General features: G+C 55.0%; 15 protein-coding genes. 9 read left to right on the top strand and 6 right to left on the bottom strand.

All coding sequences use genetic code 11. The annotated features are described in order from the left end of the window. Window positions 1-38 precede the first annotated feature (38 nt). The gene (locus tag ACQQZ8_RS14680) at window positions 39-794 is read right to left on the bottom strand and encodes an IclR family transcriptional regulator (RefSeq protein ID WP_431710543.1); all 756 of its coding nucleotides are present in this window, start codon (window positions 792-794) and stop codon (window positions 39-41) included. Between the two features lie 230 nt (window positions 795-1,024). Continuing rightward, window positions 1,025-1,873 (bottom strand): hypothetical protein, encoded by an 849-nt coding sequence (locus ACQQZ8_RS14675; RefSeq protein ID WP_431710542.1) that lies wholly within the window; start codon window positions 1,871-1,873, stop codon window positions 1,025-1,027. Window positions 1,874-2,052: 179 nt separating this feature from the next. On the opposite strand from ACQQZ8_RS14675, the gene ACQQZ8_RS14670 reads away from it, so the two are divergent. Continuing rightward, window positions 2,053-2,925, top strand: a complete 873-nt coding sequence (locus ACQQZ8_RS14670; RefSeq protein ID WP_431710541.1) for a VOC family protein — start codon at window positions 2,053-2,055, stop codon at window positions 2,923-2,925. Window positions 2,926-3,231: 306 nt separating this feature from the next. On the opposite strand, the gene ACQQZ8_RS14665 is transcribed toward ACQQZ8_RS14670, so the two are convergent. Genes ACQQZ8_RS14665 through ACQQZ8_RS14655 form a run of 3 tightly spaced genes read right to left on the bottom strand, consistent with a single transcriptional unit; the run spans window position 3,232 to window position 6,404 of the window. Continuing rightward, window positions 3,232-4,014 (bottom strand): IclR family transcriptional regulator, encoded by a 783-nt coding sequence (locus ACQQZ8_RS14665; protein WP_431710540.1) that lies wholly within the window; start codon window positions 4,012-4,014, stop codon window positions 3,232-3,234. Window positions 4,015-4,051: 37 nt separating this feature from the next. Next, window positions 4,052-5,224 carry an acyl-CoA dehydrogenase family protein gene (locus ACQQZ8_RS14660; RefSeq protein WP_431710539.1) on the bottom strand — a complete coding sequence of 391 codons (1,173 nt, stop codon included), beginning with the start codon at window positions 5,222-5,224 and terminating at the stop codon, window positions 4,052-4,054. 37 nt (window positions 5,225-5,261) lie between these two features. Continuing rightward, entirely contained in the window at window positions 5,262-6,404 is a 1,143-nt protein-coding gene (locus tag ACQQZ8_RS14655) for a flavin reductase family protein (RefSeq protein ID WP_431710538.1), read from the bottom strand. 339 nt (window positions 6,405-6,743) lie between these two features. On the opposite strand from ACQQZ8_RS14655, the gene ACQQZ8_RS14650 reads away from it, so the two are divergent. The 6 genes from ACQQZ8_RS14650 to ACQQZ8_RS14625 all read left to right on the top strand — a co-directional run bounded on the left by ACQQZ8_RS14650 (window position 6,744) and on the right by ACQQZ8_RS14625 (window position 12,643). Then, window positions 6,744-7,400: an IclR family transcriptional regulator gene (locus ACQQZ8_RS14650; protein WP_431712205.1), complete on the top strand. Its 657-nt coding sequence runs from the start codon at window positions 6,744-6,746 to the stop codon at window positions 7,398-7,400. Between the two features lie 215 nt (window positions 7,401-7,615). After that, entirely contained in the window at window positions 7,616-8,572 is a 957-nt protein-coding gene (locus ACQQZ8_RS14645) for an alpha/beta fold hydrolase (RefSeq protein WP_431710537.1), read from the top strand. Between the two features lie 66 nt (window positions 8,573-8,638). Beyond that, window positions 8,639-9,577 (top strand): transporter substrate-binding domain-containing protein, encoded by a 939-nt coding sequence (locus ACQQZ8_RS14640; protein WP_431710536.1) that lies wholly within the window; start codon window positions 8,639-8,641, stop codon window positions 9,575-9,577. Next, on the top strand, window positions 9,574-10,464 hold the full coding sequence (locus ACQQZ8_RS14635) for an amino acid ABC transporter permease (RefSeq protein WP_431710535.1): 891 nt from the start codon (window positions 9,574-9,576) through the stop codon (window positions 10,462-10,464). The genes ACQQZ8_RS14640 and ACQQZ8_RS14635 overlap by 4 nt, the downstream gene beginning before the upstream one ends. A 28-nt stretch (window positions 10,465-10,492) precedes the next feature. Continuing rightward, complete coding sequence (locus ACQQZ8_RS14630) at window positions 10,493-11,254, top strand: amino acid ABC transporter ATP-binding protein (protein WP_431710534.1); 762 nt, start codon at window positions 10,493-10,495, stop codon at window positions 11,252-11,254. A 241-nt stretch (window positions 11,255-11,495) separates the two neighbouring features. Continuing rightward, a protein-coding gene (locus ACQQZ8_RS14625) for an IS3 family transposase (protein ID WP_431710533.1) occupies window positions 11,496-12,643 on the top strand; the annotation gives its coding sequence in 2 pieces (ribosomal slippage) (window positions 11,496-11,769 and window positions 11,769-12,643; 1,149 coding nt in all). A gap of 241 nt (window positions 12,644-12,884) precedes the next feature. On the opposite strand, the gene ACQQZ8_RS14620 is transcribed toward ACQQZ8_RS14625, so the two are convergent. After that, window positions 12,885-13,625, bottom strand: coding sequence for an IclR family transcriptional regulator (locus ACQQZ8_RS14620; protein ID WP_431710532.1), 741 nt, complete (start codon window positions 13,623-13,625; stop codon window positions 12,885-12,887). Between the two features lie 347 nt (window positions 13,626-13,972). Between ACQQZ8_RS14620 and ACQQZ8_RS14615 the strand changes: the two genes are divergently transcribed. Next, complete coding sequence (locus ACQQZ8_RS14615; RefSeq protein ID WP_431710531.1) at window positions 13,973-15,154, top strand: flavin reductase; 1,182 nt, start codon at window positions 13,973-13,975, stop codon at window positions 15,152-15,154. 1 nt (window position 15,155) lies between these two features. Continuing rightward, a complete protein-coding gene (locus ACQQZ8_RS14610; RefSeq protein ID WP_431710530.1) occupies window positions 15,156-16,439 on the top strand; it encodes an MFS transporter in 1,284 nt (427 codons plus the stop codon). The last annotated feature ends 35 nt before the right edge of the window (window positions 16,440-16,474 follow it).

Raw genomic sequence — 16,474 nt, 5'->3', positions numbered from 1 at the left:
TCCTTCTTTTGGGTTGCGGCGGTTTAGTTGCCTGAGAGCTAAGCGCCGGCGGAAAGCATGTTTAGATGCGAGATTTGTGCGGCGGAGGCCAGTGTTGACTCGGCCAGCAATTCTACGGTCTGATCAGTGACCCGCATGGTCGGCGCGGCCACACTCAATGCGGCAACCGGGTCACCTAATGCGTTGGTGATGGCTGCTCCCACGGCCAGTACACCGTCGTGGCGTTCCTCATTAGACACCGCATACCCCCGCCGCCGAATCTTCTCTAGTTCAGCAAGCAGAGCCGGTGGATCCGTGATCGTGTGTACGGTATATTGCTTGAGCCCCCCTTGGACGTAGCTTTGAACGTATTCGGGGGACTTGGCGGCAAGAATCGACTTTCCCATGGCGCTGGTGTGCAATTCTGAGAGCGGAGAAGGCAGATTACCCACCTGCACCGCGAGATTAACCGGGGACATCCGTTCTAAAAAAAGCAGTTGCTCGTTGAGCAGTACACCCAACTGTACTGTCTCTTGGCAACGGTTCATCAGATCCCGCAAGATTGGTCGCACGGAAACTAGGAAGTAGTCATTCTGCGAGGCAGAGGCACCCAAAGCAATGAGCTTGGGGCCGATGCGGTAATTGCCACCCGGAGTCTTGGCCGCAAATCCCTGCATCACCAGTGTTTGTAAGAGCCGGTGTGCGGTGGACTTTGGAAGATCGGCCGCGCTAGAGATCGCGATGAGAGGCTTACCCTCAGGTGCGCCGTCGAGGAGATCTAAGACGCGGAGCGCCTTATCTACTGCCGTAGCCAAGTTATACCTCGCTTATCCCGAATATCGGGTAACTAAAACCGATCTTTGCGAATCTCATCTTAGCGCGAAAAACTCTTCTCATGTTCCATAATATGGAACAAATTCTGGAAAGCGGCCTTGTGTTTAGCCCTCAGAGCGGCACCGACCCATCGCCCGTTAAATGGGAGATGGTTGGTGGCAATGGCTGCGAATCGAAGTTCTAAGAATTCTCCACGGGGTAATGGCGTGAATTAGACGCTTTCTAGGGGGATGAATCCCTCTTCAAACTCCGCGCTGGCATGTGTCGCTCTGCTGGTGCCGAATTCAATTGCCCGTGCGCTGGCCGTCGCATCCAGTGGGAACGGCATGGGCTTGGCGGTGCCAGGCAGGATCAGCAGTTCTCCGGGTTCCACCGGGCCGAGGTGAAGAATGCTCTCGCGAACGCTCTCGGTGAGGTGCGCCAACGCATTAGGCGCAAGGTTGTACTGCGCTGGATGGCCCGCGAGCTCTGCATCCTGCTGCGTCAGGGTAGCCACGTGAGAATCGAAATCGAATCCGGCCAAGGGCTGATGCTGTGGAGCGATAACTAGATGAGTAGCCTGCGCGTTATCGGCTAGGCACTCCAAGTACGAGATCTTCTCATATTTTTCACTTCGCTGACTGGAAATGAGTAGGCCGAAGAACACCGAGTTACAGGAGGCGAGGATCTTGGCCGGATTAACGTCCGGGTGTTCCAACTTTTGTTGTACCGCGAGCGCAAGAACCGGAGAAAGCAACGGGTTGACCATGTGATTTGCCGGGATTGACTGACCCGAACCGTGAATTGAATCAGAGTAGAGGTAACCAAAGACGTTTCGACCCGACGCGTGAATTCTACTGACGCGGGCCGCAAGACGGCGCTCTTCGGCTACGCCGCGCCGGTAATTCTCCAGCAGGACTTCTGTGGCACCTTCACTCGAATAACGAGCGATCTGTTCGTGAATGGAGGGGCTTGGTCGTCCAGCGAGCTGGGAGTTGTAGAGGATATTTGCGGCAGTATTTAGTGCGGCAAATTTTGGTCGCTCGTCCCAAGGCTGCATTTCAATGGTTTCGTCGCTCATACAACCGATGATGGCACGGAAGGTAGTGAATAAATACACCATAGTTCCGTATCGTGGGATCGCGAACCATCATGTAGGACAAATATCACGAAAATCGTGATTTAGTGGAGACATAGAGTCTCCCCTCATCCGCTGCAGCGCGAAACAGGGGACTAATATCCATCCAGAAGGAGGAAACAATGGGAGTCGTCCGAGCCTTCGGGTACCTCGTTGCCACCGTCAAAGATATTGACGGGTGGAAACGCTTCGCGAGTGATCTGCATGGAATGCAGGTTGTTGAACATACCCCCGAACGCCTACTGCTGCGTGTTGATGAGCGTGCCTGGCGAATTGACTTGCGTCTGGGAGATGCCGAGAGCATTGACGCTGTGGGTTGGGAAGTTACTACCCCAGAAGATTTGGAAATGTTGGACAAGCGCCTTTGCGATCGCGGGTATATAACCCACCGGGCCACCTCTGAAGAGGCCAAGGAACGCGGCGTGACCGACTATGTCTCTTTCACAGATCCAGATGGCCACGGTGTGGAGCTTTACTACGGTCAGAAGCTAGATGCCACCCCGTTTGTCTCGCCTACCGGCGCACGTTTTGTCACCAAGGATATGGGACTGGGTCACGTGATGCTTTCGGTTAGCCAGTCCGCTCCTTACCGCGAGCTATACATGGACATCTTGGATCTGGGTCTGAGCGACTACATTGATGTGGGACCGGATCCAGGAACATTCCTGCACTGCAACCCGCGCCACCACTCAATCGCCTTCGCGAGCCGCCCAAATATTGGCGCACGCTTTGGCCATTTAATGGTACAGGTTGAAGATATTGACACCGTTGGTCGTGCCTACGACCAGATCCTTGAGGGCGCAGCTCCGCTGGGCGCGACCTTGGGCAAGCACACCAACGATGAAATGATCTCCTACTACGTCAAGACTCCTTCAGGTTGGGAAATGGAGTTTGGTTATGGCGGGAAGACCATTGATCAGGAGACCTGGGTTCCAGGTCGCTGGGAGGCAGCGCACTACTGGGGTCACAAGCGCGGAAGCCTGTTGAGCTCCTAGTGCGGAAGCTCTAATAGCGCATCAAATAGACTTCGGCTGCCAGACGCTTCATGCGTTTTGGCAGCCGAAGTCTATTTTGCTCTCTGGCACGTCTCATTCCCTACCGAAGCGCACCGGGTTGAAAACTGCGCGGGTGGACAGAACTACATGGTCGACCGGCGCTTGGTGATGAGAGTGCTCCAGCACTTGTGGCATCAACAGTGACGGTTGAGCTGAAGGCCTTCTGGAGAAATTTGCTAAAGAAAATTGGGGCTGGAAGATGGGGGAATCTTCCAGCCCCGTTCCTTGGGGGAATCTTTCTGTTACTTAGCGCAGGTGGCTAGCCAGGACGCTTAATTCTTCGGCGGCCGCCGGTAATATCTGAGCGATCTGTTCCTGCTTTTCCTTGGTCATTCGGTGTGCTGGGCCAGCTACGCTGATGGCTGCGTGAGCATATCCTTGGTTGTCCAGGATAGGAGAACCAACGGCGGTCACACCGTGATACCGTTCCTGTGAGGCCACCGCCACTCTTCCGATACGGATCTGCTCAAGTTCTACGATGAGTTGCTGGCGATCAATAACGGTTGAGTCCGTGTATTGAGTTAACGGACGGTCTAAGAACGCGTTGAGTGCTGCGGGTTCGGCGAAAGCCAGCAATGCCTTACCCATAGCCGAAGTGTGTAGTTCCGCCAGTAGGGAGGGCATTCTGGCCAATCGCACGGAGGAGTCCACCGGCTCCATCCGATCCACGTAAAGTACCTGCATCTCTTGTAGGACCCCTAGCTGTACGGTTTCGTTGGTTAGCGAGACCAGCTCTCGAAGGATCGGGCGAGCAGCATTGACTAACGAGTCACGCTCCGCAGCAGCCACACCAAGCGAAATGACCTTACGGCCCACAATAAAACCATTGGATTGGGTTCTATCCACGAAGCCGCGAGCCTCTAAGATCGTCAGGACCCGGTGCACTGTGGTCTTGGGGAGCCCGGTTTCGGAGCAGATCGAGGACAGTGACTTGTCGCGATCACGGCCGTTGAGGGTCTCCAAGATCATCAGCGCCTTGTCGATGGCGGTGTCCTTAGGGCGGCCTTTCGTGCTAGCATGCTCGCGCATGCCAGCATTTGGACGCACCCGTGGAGTCACTAGCATGCTAGAAACGCACACCTTCAGGGATGAAACCGTGCAGGGTCTGCGAGCCGTAGGCGGTGAAGACTGGCTGAGCGAAGTTAGCGGAGTGGTTGGCTGCGCTGTGGATATCACGCCAGTAACGCTGTAGGGCGGTGCCTTCGCGCATGGTATGTCCGCCACCGAGCAGGAAGAGCTGCTCGACCGACGAGACGGCCTGCTGCGATATAGCCACCTGATTACGACGCACCAGCAGACGTTGGTCCTCGCTCATGCGATCCCCTCGCTCAGCCTGAGCGTACATTTCGGCAATGTCGTGACGGAACTGGGTGCGGCAGCGGGTCAGCTCGGCGGTGACCTTACCCAGAGCAGAAACTACGTGTGGGTCTCGCAACGACTTAGCGGTGGCATCACGCTTAGAGGTGCCGAGCGCCTCGATAAAGTGGTTTACCGATCCTTCGGCCATGGCTAGGGTGGCCGCGGTGATGGCGCCGGAGAACATCATGTACCAGTTGGTGCGGTACAGCGCATTGTCGCGGTTCACTGCCTTGGCAGCGGCACCACTGGTCAGATCCAGTGGGTTGACTACGCGGTAGTCTGGCACGAAGACGTTATCAACTATCAGGTCCTTACTTCCGGTACCCTTCAGTCCGATAACGTTCCAGCTGTCCTGATCGATGGTGTACTGGTCGCGCTTGAGAATGAAATGGCGACGTGGGTTCTCGCCTTCAGCCAAGCTATCTGGCTCGATCACGCCGCCGATTACTACCCATTCGCAGTTATCGGTACCCGAGGAGAATGGCCAGCGCCCGGAGAACATATATCCGCCGTCAACCTTAGTGGCACGACCCATGGGTGCGTATGGCGAGGCCACCCAGGTATCGACATCTTGACCCCAAATTTCTTCCTGTACCCGCAGATCGACCTGAGCAATTTCGAAGGAGTGCACGCCCACCACACCGGCAACCCAACCGGCCGAAGGGTAGGCTGCGCCAATCTCCATGACGGCGTCAAAGAATTCCAGTGGGTGAACTTCAGCGCCACCGTAATCCTTGGGCTGCAGCATCTTGATGACACCGGCTTCACGTATCTTGTTGGCCATTTCAAGTGGTAGCTGGCCGGCTTGGTCGGCTTCCAGAGAATGCTCGGCGACGTATTTGGCCAGATCGGAGATTGAAAGGCTCGTCGTTGTCTGCATGATTGCTCCTCGTAAAGGGTGGTGTGGAAAATGTGGATTAGAGGTTCAGAAGAAAAGAAGAACTTTGCGCAAATTCCAGCATCTGCGCTGCGATATCTTGAATTTGCTGTCCGGTTAGATCCGAAGCGAAACCGGAGGTACGTAGTACGCAGTGGATCACTCCGTTGCCCATAATTGGCACGGTAATACCGGCTACCGAATGGGTTCCGGCGGAATTAAGGTCGGCAGGGGTGTAATAGTCTTGAGCGCGGCCGATGATTTCCGACAGCTCACGGTACCGTTGTGGCGTGTAGGGATTGAGCTGGAAATTCTGTAGTGCGGGGCTGACCTCTTCAGTGCGGTACTCGGAGGTCATCGAGACCGACCAACCGGTTTCTGCGACCTGCGCCAAGCGCTGTTCAAGCATCTCCCGCACCTCGGGCTTGGCATTTTGCAACCACCGGGTCTTCAGTTCCTTGTCCGCGGCCACGAAGAGTTCGCCCAGTGGGGCGATCAGTGGCAGACGCTGGCCCAGCAACGAGGGGTTGTCCTTGCCATTGCTGGCGATTGCGGTCACGGTGACCATTTCCTGATCGGTCCGAGAAATGATGGAGACCTCGGAATTCAGGCGGGTGCTCAGTTCCCGGAGCCCGGGCTGTAATGGCTGGATGGTCTGAACGGCACTGATGACTTCGGCCTCACTCATCTGGCGCAGACGCCCGTAGCTACCGAATTCTCCTTGGAAGAAAACTAGTGGAGGTGCGGTTCGGCGCGAGGACAGCGCGGTAACGGCGCCCATGCAGAAGAAATGATCTCCTGCATCTACGGTTTGGTACTTGGCGCAGGAGATTGATCCGATGACACCGTCAAAGACTGGTGCGCCGTTTTCGTCCGGGGTCCAGGAAAAACGTCCGAATGGATCGTCGTTACGTGACACTGCGTTACACAGTTCAATCTGGTCGCTGCCCAAGATATTTACGGCAAAGTGTTCGGCATCGTCGATTAGCGCGAAGCGTTTTGAAGAGCGCATCGGCAGGAACCCGATCAGTGGGGGATCAATGGAGACCGAATTGAAGGTTCCGACCACCATAGCGATCGGCTCATTGTTATTCATTGCCGTCACAAGAACCACGCCTGTGGGGTAGGTGCCCATGACTTGGCGGAAAACCTGTGGGTCAAGCGAAGGGTGCGAGATATCCATGATTCCTGCTTCGTGTCGTGGGCTACAGCCCGCTGAGTGAACTAACTACATGTCTAACAGTTGATAATGTGACGACACTATCTTTTGTCCCACACTATGGAACTCATTCCAAAAATAGTTTATTCGTGCTATAAATCACAAGTAGAGGTGCAAATCTGGCAAGTGGGTACGGGCGCCGTGAGACGGAAGTGGATGATTTGAATGACTCAATTGGTCGATAATCCTAAGTCCCTGAGTGGGAGCGAAGCGGAGTCCTCGGCGCGGTCTAAGGGGCCAGCGACGGTATTAAAGGCAGTGGCCATCCTCAGCGCTTTCGAAGGAGGGGGCTCATTGTCTCTGATGGAGTTGACCAGGCGGGTTGGTATGCCCAAGTCCACGGTGTTCCGCTTGCTCGCCTCCTTGATCGACGAGCAGATCATTGAGCGACACCGGGATGGCTATCAGCTGGGACGACGAATGCATTCACTGGGACAAAGCGCCCTTGGTGGGCGCCCGGCGCGATTGCTGGATGCCAGTCTTCCCCTGATGACTGAGCTGCAGCAGTCCACCGGCTTGATCGTAAACCTTGCTTGGCTGCAGGGGTTTCAGGTGGTCTACCTAGCCACCCTGCGGACTCGCGAATCACCGATCACGCCCGCCTCCAATGGGGCCCAATTGCCAGCAAATTGCTCGGCGTTGGGCAAGGCATTGCTGGCCTTTGTGCCGCGCGAGAAGTGGAGTCAATTTCAGCCCGAGGTTTTGCCGGCTCTAACGCGCCGTTCTGTTACCTCTGCCGAGGAATTGGATGCAACGCTCGAGGCGGTGCGGCGCGATGGCTATGCGGTCGAATGCCAAGAGTCCAGTCCACGTTTAGCCTGCTTGGCAGTGCCGGTCTTGCGACAAGGTGAAGCGGTGGCTGCGCTCTCTGTTGCTGGCCCGCCGAGCCGTATTGATGTGGCCAGCCAGCGCGGGATGCTCAAGCGAGCCAGTCTGCACATCGCTCGAGGCCTTGAATAGTCATTTGTGGGACGCGTCCCACATTCTGGAACGCGCGCCTTTCCGGATCAATGTGGGGTAAGGCACACTGGTTAACGAAAGTTACACCGACCTCCGTTGTCGGCCGGGGAAATCTTGCATTTTTGCCATAGGGTTCCTGCAGGAACTGCGCCGTTTCTTCAAGTGGCGCCGTAATTACGAGACACCGCTAGCAAACCACTTAGAAGGGTTAACTAATGTCGACACCCACTGTCCGCAACGAGTACATTCGTCTCGCATCCGGCGAGCTCGCCCACTTTACGACCGCAGGGGAAACCGGTCCGGCATTGGTTGTGCTTCACGGCGGATTGCCCGGTTCCTCGGGCTCGGCCGGTTGGTCCAAGCTTGTCCCCGAGCTGGCAAGCCGAGGCATCCGTGTCTTTGCTCCGGATCTTCCAGGTTTTGGACAAGCCGATATTCGCGAGAAGTTCCACCCGGTAAACGGACTGAAGAGTTGGGCCGACTTTGTTATCGAGTTCACCAGTGCACTGGGGCTGGAAGAGTTCTACCTCGGCGGCAACTCCCAGGGAGCCCAGATTTCGGCCCTGGTAGCGGCTAACCACTTCGAAAAAATCAAGGGTTTGTTCCTGATTTCTACCGCAGGAATTTCCGAATGCATCGGGATCAATTGGCCATTCCGCGAACGTGGTGACTGGCCACCACGGTATGAGGGCACTGAAGAGTCGATGCGCTTGGTTCTGCAGCACGTGGTTCGTTCTCAGGCCAGCATCACCGATGAACTTGTATCTCAGCGTTACCACGCGGCGCAGGTCCAGAAAGAGTCCTACGCAAAGGGCGTAGCCTCTCGCCACGCAGCACAGAACGCGAGTTTCAAACAATGGATGGATCTGTCGACCCGACTGAACCGACTGGAGATGCCGATCATCTATCTGCACGGCATCAACGATCGCCTCTTGCCGCTTGAAGGCGTGCAGTTGCAGGAAGATGCGCTGAACAATGTTCAGTACTTCTACATTGAGGATTGCGGCCACCAGGCACAGACCGACCAGCCGGAGATTGTCAACAATGTCATCGCGGAATTTGTCGGTCAAGGCAAGGTGTCTGCGGAATCGGCAGCCCGCGCCGGTATGTCTACCCGCCGTCCACCACTTTCGCACATTGTTGAATCGGCTCCCGCTCTCAACGCCTTCTAAAGCTCACCAGACTTATCCGGTCCGAGCGACCTTCACCACACAACTCGTAGTTACAAAGGACTGACCATGAAGAAGCAGACCCTAATCAAAAGCCCACGTTTCGCCAAAGCTCTGGCCTTGACCGGTGTGTTGGCACTCTCGCTCACAGCTTGTGGTTCGGGCACCGCAGCACCCGAGGAATCGAGCGCGCCGCAGGGTGGAGCGGGCGCGAGCGCTCCGTACTACGATCAATTGCCACAGGAGATCAAGGACGCAGGCAAAATCCGCGTGGGTATGTCCCCGACCGGTACTCCCTTCTCGATGAAGCCAGGCGAAGAGTTCGAGGGCATGCTTCCCGAGTTGAGCGATGCCGCCGAAAAGCTGTTGGGTGTTGAAATGGAAATCATTTCCACCGCGTTCCCGGCGCAGATCCCTTCTTTGCAGGCCGGCAAGATCGATATGATCTGGGGTGCTTCGGCTGATAGTGTCGAACGTGAAAAGGTTTTGGACTTCGTTTCCTACCTGCGCTCTCCAATGAAGCCACTCATGCTGAAGGACACCGACCTGAGCATCTCCACGGAAGAGGACCTCTGTGGTGTGAAAGTCGGCGCGGTACAAGGTGGGGACATTCACCGCTACTTGGAAACTGTCAAGACAAAATGTGAAGAATCCGGTACCCCGATGGAGCTAAACCTCTACGAAGCCTCTTCGGCCGCCATGGCGCAGCTGCAGGCCGGCAAGGTTGAGACCATGATTGGTATGGGTGCCATCCAGGATTACATCGCCGCAACCGCCGAGGACGGTGGCCTGTACCGCGTTGAGTCCCTAGAAGTTCTGCCTACCATTTATGCGATGGCTTTTGAAAAGGGCGACACCGAACTGCAGACCGCACTGCGCGATGCATTGCGTGAGCTGGTGAACGACGGATCCTACGAAGAGGTACTGACCAAGTACCATGCGGCCAGTGGTGCTCTGACTGCCGATGAAATCCTTATTAACGGTGTCGGTTCGGGTGAACTGAAATGACCAAAACCGTAGCGACCTCGAAGTCAGTGACGGGCACGAAGCCTAACCCGCAAGTTCATTTGCTAGAAATCGTCCCGCGGAAACGCTATGGGCAGTGGGCTACGGCCGTCGTGCTGCTGATCTTCAGTGCCTCACTTGCGTTGGCGCTGGCCCAGAACGAGAACATTCACTACGCGACTATTGCCGAGTTCTTCGCCGCTGAGGCGGTCCTGAAGGGCTTGGTCACCACCTTCCAACTCACCGCCATTGGTATGCTAATCGGCCTAGTCGTTGGTGTTCTGGTCGCCGTTGCCAAGATGTCCGAAAACAAGGTGCTCAAAACTCTTGCCGAGCTCTATATCTGGATCTTCCGCGGTGTTCCACTATTGGTGCAGATTTTGATCTTGGGTAACTTTGCATTGCTTTTCCCCAAGCTGGGAGTTGGAATCCCCTTCACAGATATCATGTTCTTCAGCGTTGATACCAACATTGTGATCACAACCTTCGTGGCTGGTGCACTGGCGCTGGGTTTGCACGAGGGTGCCTATATGGCAGAGATCGTTCGCGGTGGTATTTTGGGTGTGGATCAGGGACAGGAAGAAGCTGCGATTGCCTTAGGCATGACCGGAACGCTGGCTATGGGCCGTATTATCCTGCCACAGGCTATGCGCATCATAATTCCGCCGACGGGAAATCAGTTCATTTCCTTGCTCAAAGCAAGTTCCTTGATCGCCATTATTTCCGGCCATGATTTGATGAGTACCGTGCAGAATATTTCGGCACAGAGCTACCGGACCATTGAAATGTTGTTGGTCGCCTCGCTGTGGTACCTGATCGTGGTCACCGTGTTGAATATCTTGCAGAGCAAGCTCGAAAAGCGGCTCAGCCGTAGCGTCCGGCGCAAGTAGGGACATCAGAGGAAGGAATGAGAATCTGATGAAGGCTCCACTAGTTACTCTAAAAGGGATTCACAAGTCCTTTAGCAACATGCACATCCTCAAGGGAATCGACCTGACGGTCAACGAGGGAGAAGTCGCGTGTCTGCTAGGCCCGTCAGGGTCGGGCAAGTCCACCTTGCTACGCTGCATCAACCGTCTGGAAACCATCGATGCCGGAGAGATCCGGGTGGATGGGGAGTTGATCGGCTTCCATGAGCGTCGCGGGAAACTCCACGAGATGAAGCCTTCGGAGCTGGCACGGCAACGTCAGTCGATCGGCATGGTATTCCAGCGCTTCAACTTGTTCTCTCACATGACAGCGTTAGAGAACATCATGGAAGCGCCGATCCGGGTTAGGCGTCAAAAACCGGATGAGGTCCGCAAGAAGGCCCTCGCGGCACTGGATCAGGTTGGACTGGGAAGCCATGCGAATCATTACCCTGCTCAGCTTTCCGGTGGCCAGCAGCAACGTGTTGCTATCGCTCGAGCGCTGGCCATGGAACCGAAGCTAATGCTCTTTGATGAACCGACTTCGGCGCTTGATCCGGAGCTGGTTGGCGAAGTTTTAGATGTGATGCGCGGGTTGGCGAGTGAAGGCATGACAATGATCGTGGTGACCCACGAAATTACTTTTGCCCGCGAAGTCGCTGACTCAATGATCTTTATGAGCGACGGTGTTGTGGTCGAACACGGCGACCCGAAGCACATCATTGATAACCCGCAGCACGAACGAACCAAACAGTTCTTGGCGTTCCGTTAAAGGAACAAAACTAAGCTATAGGCGACCGCCGATAATTTCTGGGGTCGCCTATGACGTTTAACCTTGAATACCGGCGAGCTGGCGCATGAGTACCGGATGTCGGAACGGTCCCTCTTGACGCTTTACAGTCAATCTCACTAGGGTTTTTATATAGTGCAGCTGGTTGGGTCCCCGGAAAGTAGTCCAGTGACTATGTGAGTACTCGTGTCCGACAATGGACACAGGAGGAATCACAGAAACAATGGCACGCAGACACACACCAGACCAGGTCATCGCTAAAGTCCGGCAAGGACAAAAGATGCTCAACGACGGACACCCGATGATCGAGGTCATCAAGGAACTTCAGATCACTGAAGCTACTTGGTACCGCTGGATCAACCAGTACGGGTCCGAGAAAAACGCTGAAGCCAGCAAACGTACCAAGGAGCTAGAGAAGGAAAACGCGCGCCTCAAGAAGCTGCTTGCTGATCAGATGCTCGCCAACGACATCCTTACTGAGGTTGCCAAGGGAAAATTCTAAGCCCCGAACCACGCCGCCGTGCTGTACGGATGGCGATGGAAAAATTCGGGGCGTCCGAACGCTTCGCTTGCCAAGTTCTGGGCCAGAACCGCTCTGCACTCCGTAAGAAGAAATCACCGATGAGCTTTGACGAAGCGCAGCTACGAGCCGACTTGAGGGCTGTCGCGTCTAAGCATCCAGCGTGGGGATGGCGCAAAGCCCGCTGGCACTTGCTGGCCACCGAACGATGGAAAGACACTGTCTTGAACAGCAAGCGCATCCGACGATTATGGCGAGAAGAAGGCTTGGTCTGTAAGCCCAAGCGTCGAAAGAAGCGGCGCACCGGCCCAGACGCTGGGGAGCAGAAGCGGTTGACCGCCGAGTATCCGATGCACGTGCTCAGCTTCGATTTTCAGTCGGATGTGACCTCTTGCGGCCGTCATATCCGGTTCTTCAATGTCATTGATGAGTACACGCGGACCGCTTTGGCGATCATTCCTCGCCGGTCTTTCAAGGCTCAGGACGTGGTGGCAGTTTTAGAGGGGATCATTGCTGAAACTGGGGCCCAGCCGGCGTTCGTGCGGTGTGATAACCGGCCTGAATTCACTGCTGGCGCGCTGGTGGAATGGTGTAATGAGGCTGGGGTGTCCACTGCGTTTATCGATCCTGGTTCGCCTTGGCAAAACGGTTTTATTGAGTCGTTTAACGCCCAGTTCCGGCGTGAACAGCTCTCCGGGGAAATCATGGACACCATGGTGGAGGCGAAGTATTTGGCTGATGAATGGAAAGACATTTATAATCATGAGCGTCCCCATGGTTCCTTGGATGGGTTGACGCTGTCCCGGTTTTGGGATGAGTGGGTTAGAGAGAATCAGTTAGCTATCGCATAGCTGCTGGACTGCTTAAAGGGACCCAACCACCACCACTGGATTCCGGAGCGGAACCCTGTTGGGACCTGCAGGAACCTTTTATTCTCCGCGCATATTGCATTGCCTGTTGGAACTCAGCTGGCGATGTGAACAATGCGAATAGGCGCGTGAATCGTCAAGACATCACTTTTGTACGTCTGTGACTTGCTACTGGCAGCTGCCCTAGACCCACTCGGCAGGGCGCTAGTCGTGAAGACTTAGATTAGTCGATGGTGCTCATTGCGAGACTAATTTGCTGTGCTGTCTTGCGAAGTGTCAGGCTCAAGTTCCGCGCGTGGAAACCGTGGGTGGGGCCGGAAACGGAAATGGCGGCGACCAGTTTGCCCGCAACAATGATAGGTGCGGCTACGCAAGCTAAGCCCTGAGCTGATTCTTCTAGATCGGAGGAGAACCCTTCCTCCTGTGCTTGGTGTAGTTGGCGAATTAGTCTGGCGGGTTCGACGATGGAATAGCTGGTTAGCCGGTTTAGTGGAGCGCTCAAGATTTGCTCTACGGTTTCTTTCGAAGAGAAGGCCATCAGGATCTTGCCTAGTGCCGAGCAGTTGGCGGGTAGGCGTCCACCGACCGCCGAGGGAAGCAACGCGGTCTTTGAGCCGTGAATCTTCTCCAGATAGACCACGTCTCCTTCGGCGAGTAGACCCATGTGTACGGCCCGTCCCGTTGAAGCGTATAGATCCGTCAGATGCGGCAGCGCCACTTCGCGCAAGCCCTTGGGTGCGCATACACCGACACGGTTGCCCAGCTCGAACACCCGAAGAGTCAGCCGGTATTTGGTGCCAACTCGTTCAACAAATTCGCCATGCTCTAACGTGGCCAATAGACGGAATGCGGTGGATTTGTGAATTCCGGAAAGACGAGCAATTTCGCTGACGCCCACCAAGTCGGAAACTCCACGAAAAGCGTCAAGAAGCTGCAGTGCTTTGAGCACTGAGGTTGAAGTCATGGAGCTGTCAGTGGTTTCAACCTGGGTAACTGTTGGAGATTCCGACGCATTATAACTCAATTGAGCTTCGAACGGACGCACAGAGACAGCTGTCATAACAACCCCGACCTTTCCGCAAATGGTGGTGAGCTACAGGTGTAAAGCTGTAGCGTTCATTCCAGATCCTTATTAGGAGAATAGTGTCATTTGGCACTTGTTGCAATGTTTTTGGGTGTAAATCGTGAAATATTATCTATGTTTCTGGAGCGAGAGTTCCAGCACTCGGAACAATCTCTTCGACCAACGCGATTTTTATCGGTGTAATAGATATCTCATGTACTGATTTTGTTATCTCCTAAGGAGGCGTCGTGCCGACAGCTGACGATGTAGCTGAGATTGATCCGCTGAAGTTCCGTGAGGTGATGGGGCATTACCCCACCGGTGTAGCAGTGGTGACAGGTATCGCGGATGACGGCGAAGCGATCGCCATGGTGGTCGGTACCTTTAGTTCGGTGTCATTGGACCCACCCTTGGCGGCTTTCATGCCCACCAAGGGTTCCTTTACTTACGGTAAATTGCGCACCTCCGAGGGATTCACGGTCAATATTCTGGCCAACGACCAAGAAGGGCTGTGTCGACAGTTGGCCCGCCCGGCGGCGAATAAGCTTGCTGATATTGCGTGGACGCCATCGATAAATGGTTCTCCGGTGCTGGAGGGCGTGGTAGCCACCATTGACTGTTCCTTCCATAGCATCACCGATGCCGGCGACCATGACATTGTGCTCGGCGCAGTCCAGAATCTTCAGGTGCGGCGTCCGGTAACCCCGCTGTTGTTCTTCCAGGGCGGTTATGGCGGATTTGTTCCGCGCTCGCTGATGGTTTCCTACGACAAGGAGCTAGCTAACGCGGTGACCCTGGCGCAAAAAGTGCGTTCTTCCATGGAAAATCTGTGTGCCATTACCGGCGCTGAGGTAACAGCCTATGCCCGCGTTGGCGATGATATCGCCACCGTAGCCACCGTGGTATCGGAAGGGATGAACCATACCGCGACCCTTGGTAGTCGTTTCCCGCTGATGCTACCCATGGGTGAACTGTTCATCGCGTGGGAAAACGAAGAAGAGCAGGCCAAGTGGATCGCTAAGGCAGTGGACATAGATGATGAGGCGCGTGATTTCTTTGTCGGTCGACTGGAAGTGATTAGGGAACGTGGCTGGTCTTACTCGCTGTCAGCGGATAATGATCAGGAATTGATTGCCGCCATCAGTGACTACAACGACGCCGAACTCACCCCGGCCGGAGAACGCGCCATCGCCAAGAAGATTTCCGCAGCAATCAGCAGGTATCAAGAAGTTGACCTCGACGACCTAGCCGACGCAGATTCACTGACCTCGGTGGTCGTTCCGGTCAAGGATGCTCAGGGCCGTGTGCAACTCGTCCTTCGCTTGGCGCAGCTACCGGCGAATCTCGATGAAGCAGTTTTGCGGCGTTGGGTGAACGAAATGCGCAAGACCGCAGCCGAGGCAAGCACTAGTATTTCCGCAGGAAACTAGTATGGGGCTCGATTCTCATGAACCGACGCCACCGCCACGTGAGCATGGGATTATATATTCCTTCCGGGCCTTCAAACACAAGAACTTCTCGATATTTTGGGTTGGGGCGTTGCTGTCCAATATCGGCGGTTGGCTCAGCAACCTTGCTGTGCCATTTGTCCTTTATGACATTACCGGCGAAGCCACTTGGGTTGGGCTGGCCAGTGTGGCACAGTTTGTGCCCGGAATCATCCTTGGCCCCTTAGGCGGCTCACTAGCCGACCGTTTTGACCGACGCAAGGTACTGATACTGACCCAACTAGGCATGACGCTTTCAGCCATGGCTATGTGGTTCGTGTGGGTGCAGGGTTTCCATGATGCCTATGTACTTTTGCTTCTGGTCATGCTGATCGGCAGCTTTGGCGGACTAAACATGCCGACGTGGCAGTCCTTTGTCTCCGATCTGGTACCACGAGGCGATTTGATGTCGGCTGTGACACTCAATTCCCTGCAATTCAATGCTGCTCGCTCCATTGGGCCTGCCATCGCGGGAATTTTACTCGCTGCCTCGGGTCCTGCACTTGCGTTCTTGCTCAACGGTATTTCCTTCAGCTTTGTGATCATTTCGCTATTGGTCATTACCCTTCCCAAACGAATTATTCAGCATTCGGCCAAGAGCCCGGTCTTGCGGCAGTTCACCGACGCGGTGAAATACACGCGTCGAACCAAAGGGCTGCTCAGTTCGATCTTGCTTTCGGTAATCGTGGGTATTTTAGGCAACCCGCTGTTCACTTTGACTGTGGTGTATGCCGAAGACATCTACAAAGTCGATGAAGTAGCTCTAGGCATGATGAACGCAGCCCTTGGATTAGGTGCCCTGATAGCTGCTCCGATTGTTAGTGGGTGGAGTAAGTTCCTTCCGTCTTCGAAGGTGGTGAAGTGGGGCATGATTGTCTATGGTGTGGCACTAGCCTTGTTCAGCCTCACCACGGCCTACTGGGTAGGCATCATCATGTTGGTGATCATTGGCGCCTGTTTTCTCTCCGTCATCTCGGGTCTGAATACCTCGTTGCAGCTGATGGTTGCCGATCCCATGCGCGGCAGGGTAATTGCCTTGCGTCATATGCTCTACACACTGTCTTTTCCTGTAGGAGCGATGTTCCAGGCGTGGATGGCGGATATGTGGAATGTGCAGGTATCCCTGTTCGTCGCGGGCGTGCTGATGGTGATCAGTGTCTTTGGAATTCTCATGCTTCGCTCCGTGAGTTTCGCAAGTCTTGATATTCATCCAGAGGATATGACGTAGTCCGCAAAGTAGCAGGACCTCCCGTTGGGTTGCAC

Origin of the sequence: Glutamicibacter uratoxydans, assembly GCF_050753455.1 — a bacterium.
Classification (GTDB): domain Bacteria; phylum Actinomycetota; class Actinomycetes; order Actinomycetales; family Micrococcaceae; genus Glutamicibacter; species Glutamicibacter uratoxydans_A.
The sequence above is the reverse complement of the archived record's forward strand: the minus strand, read 5'-3'. Positions and strand labels throughout refer to the sequence as shown.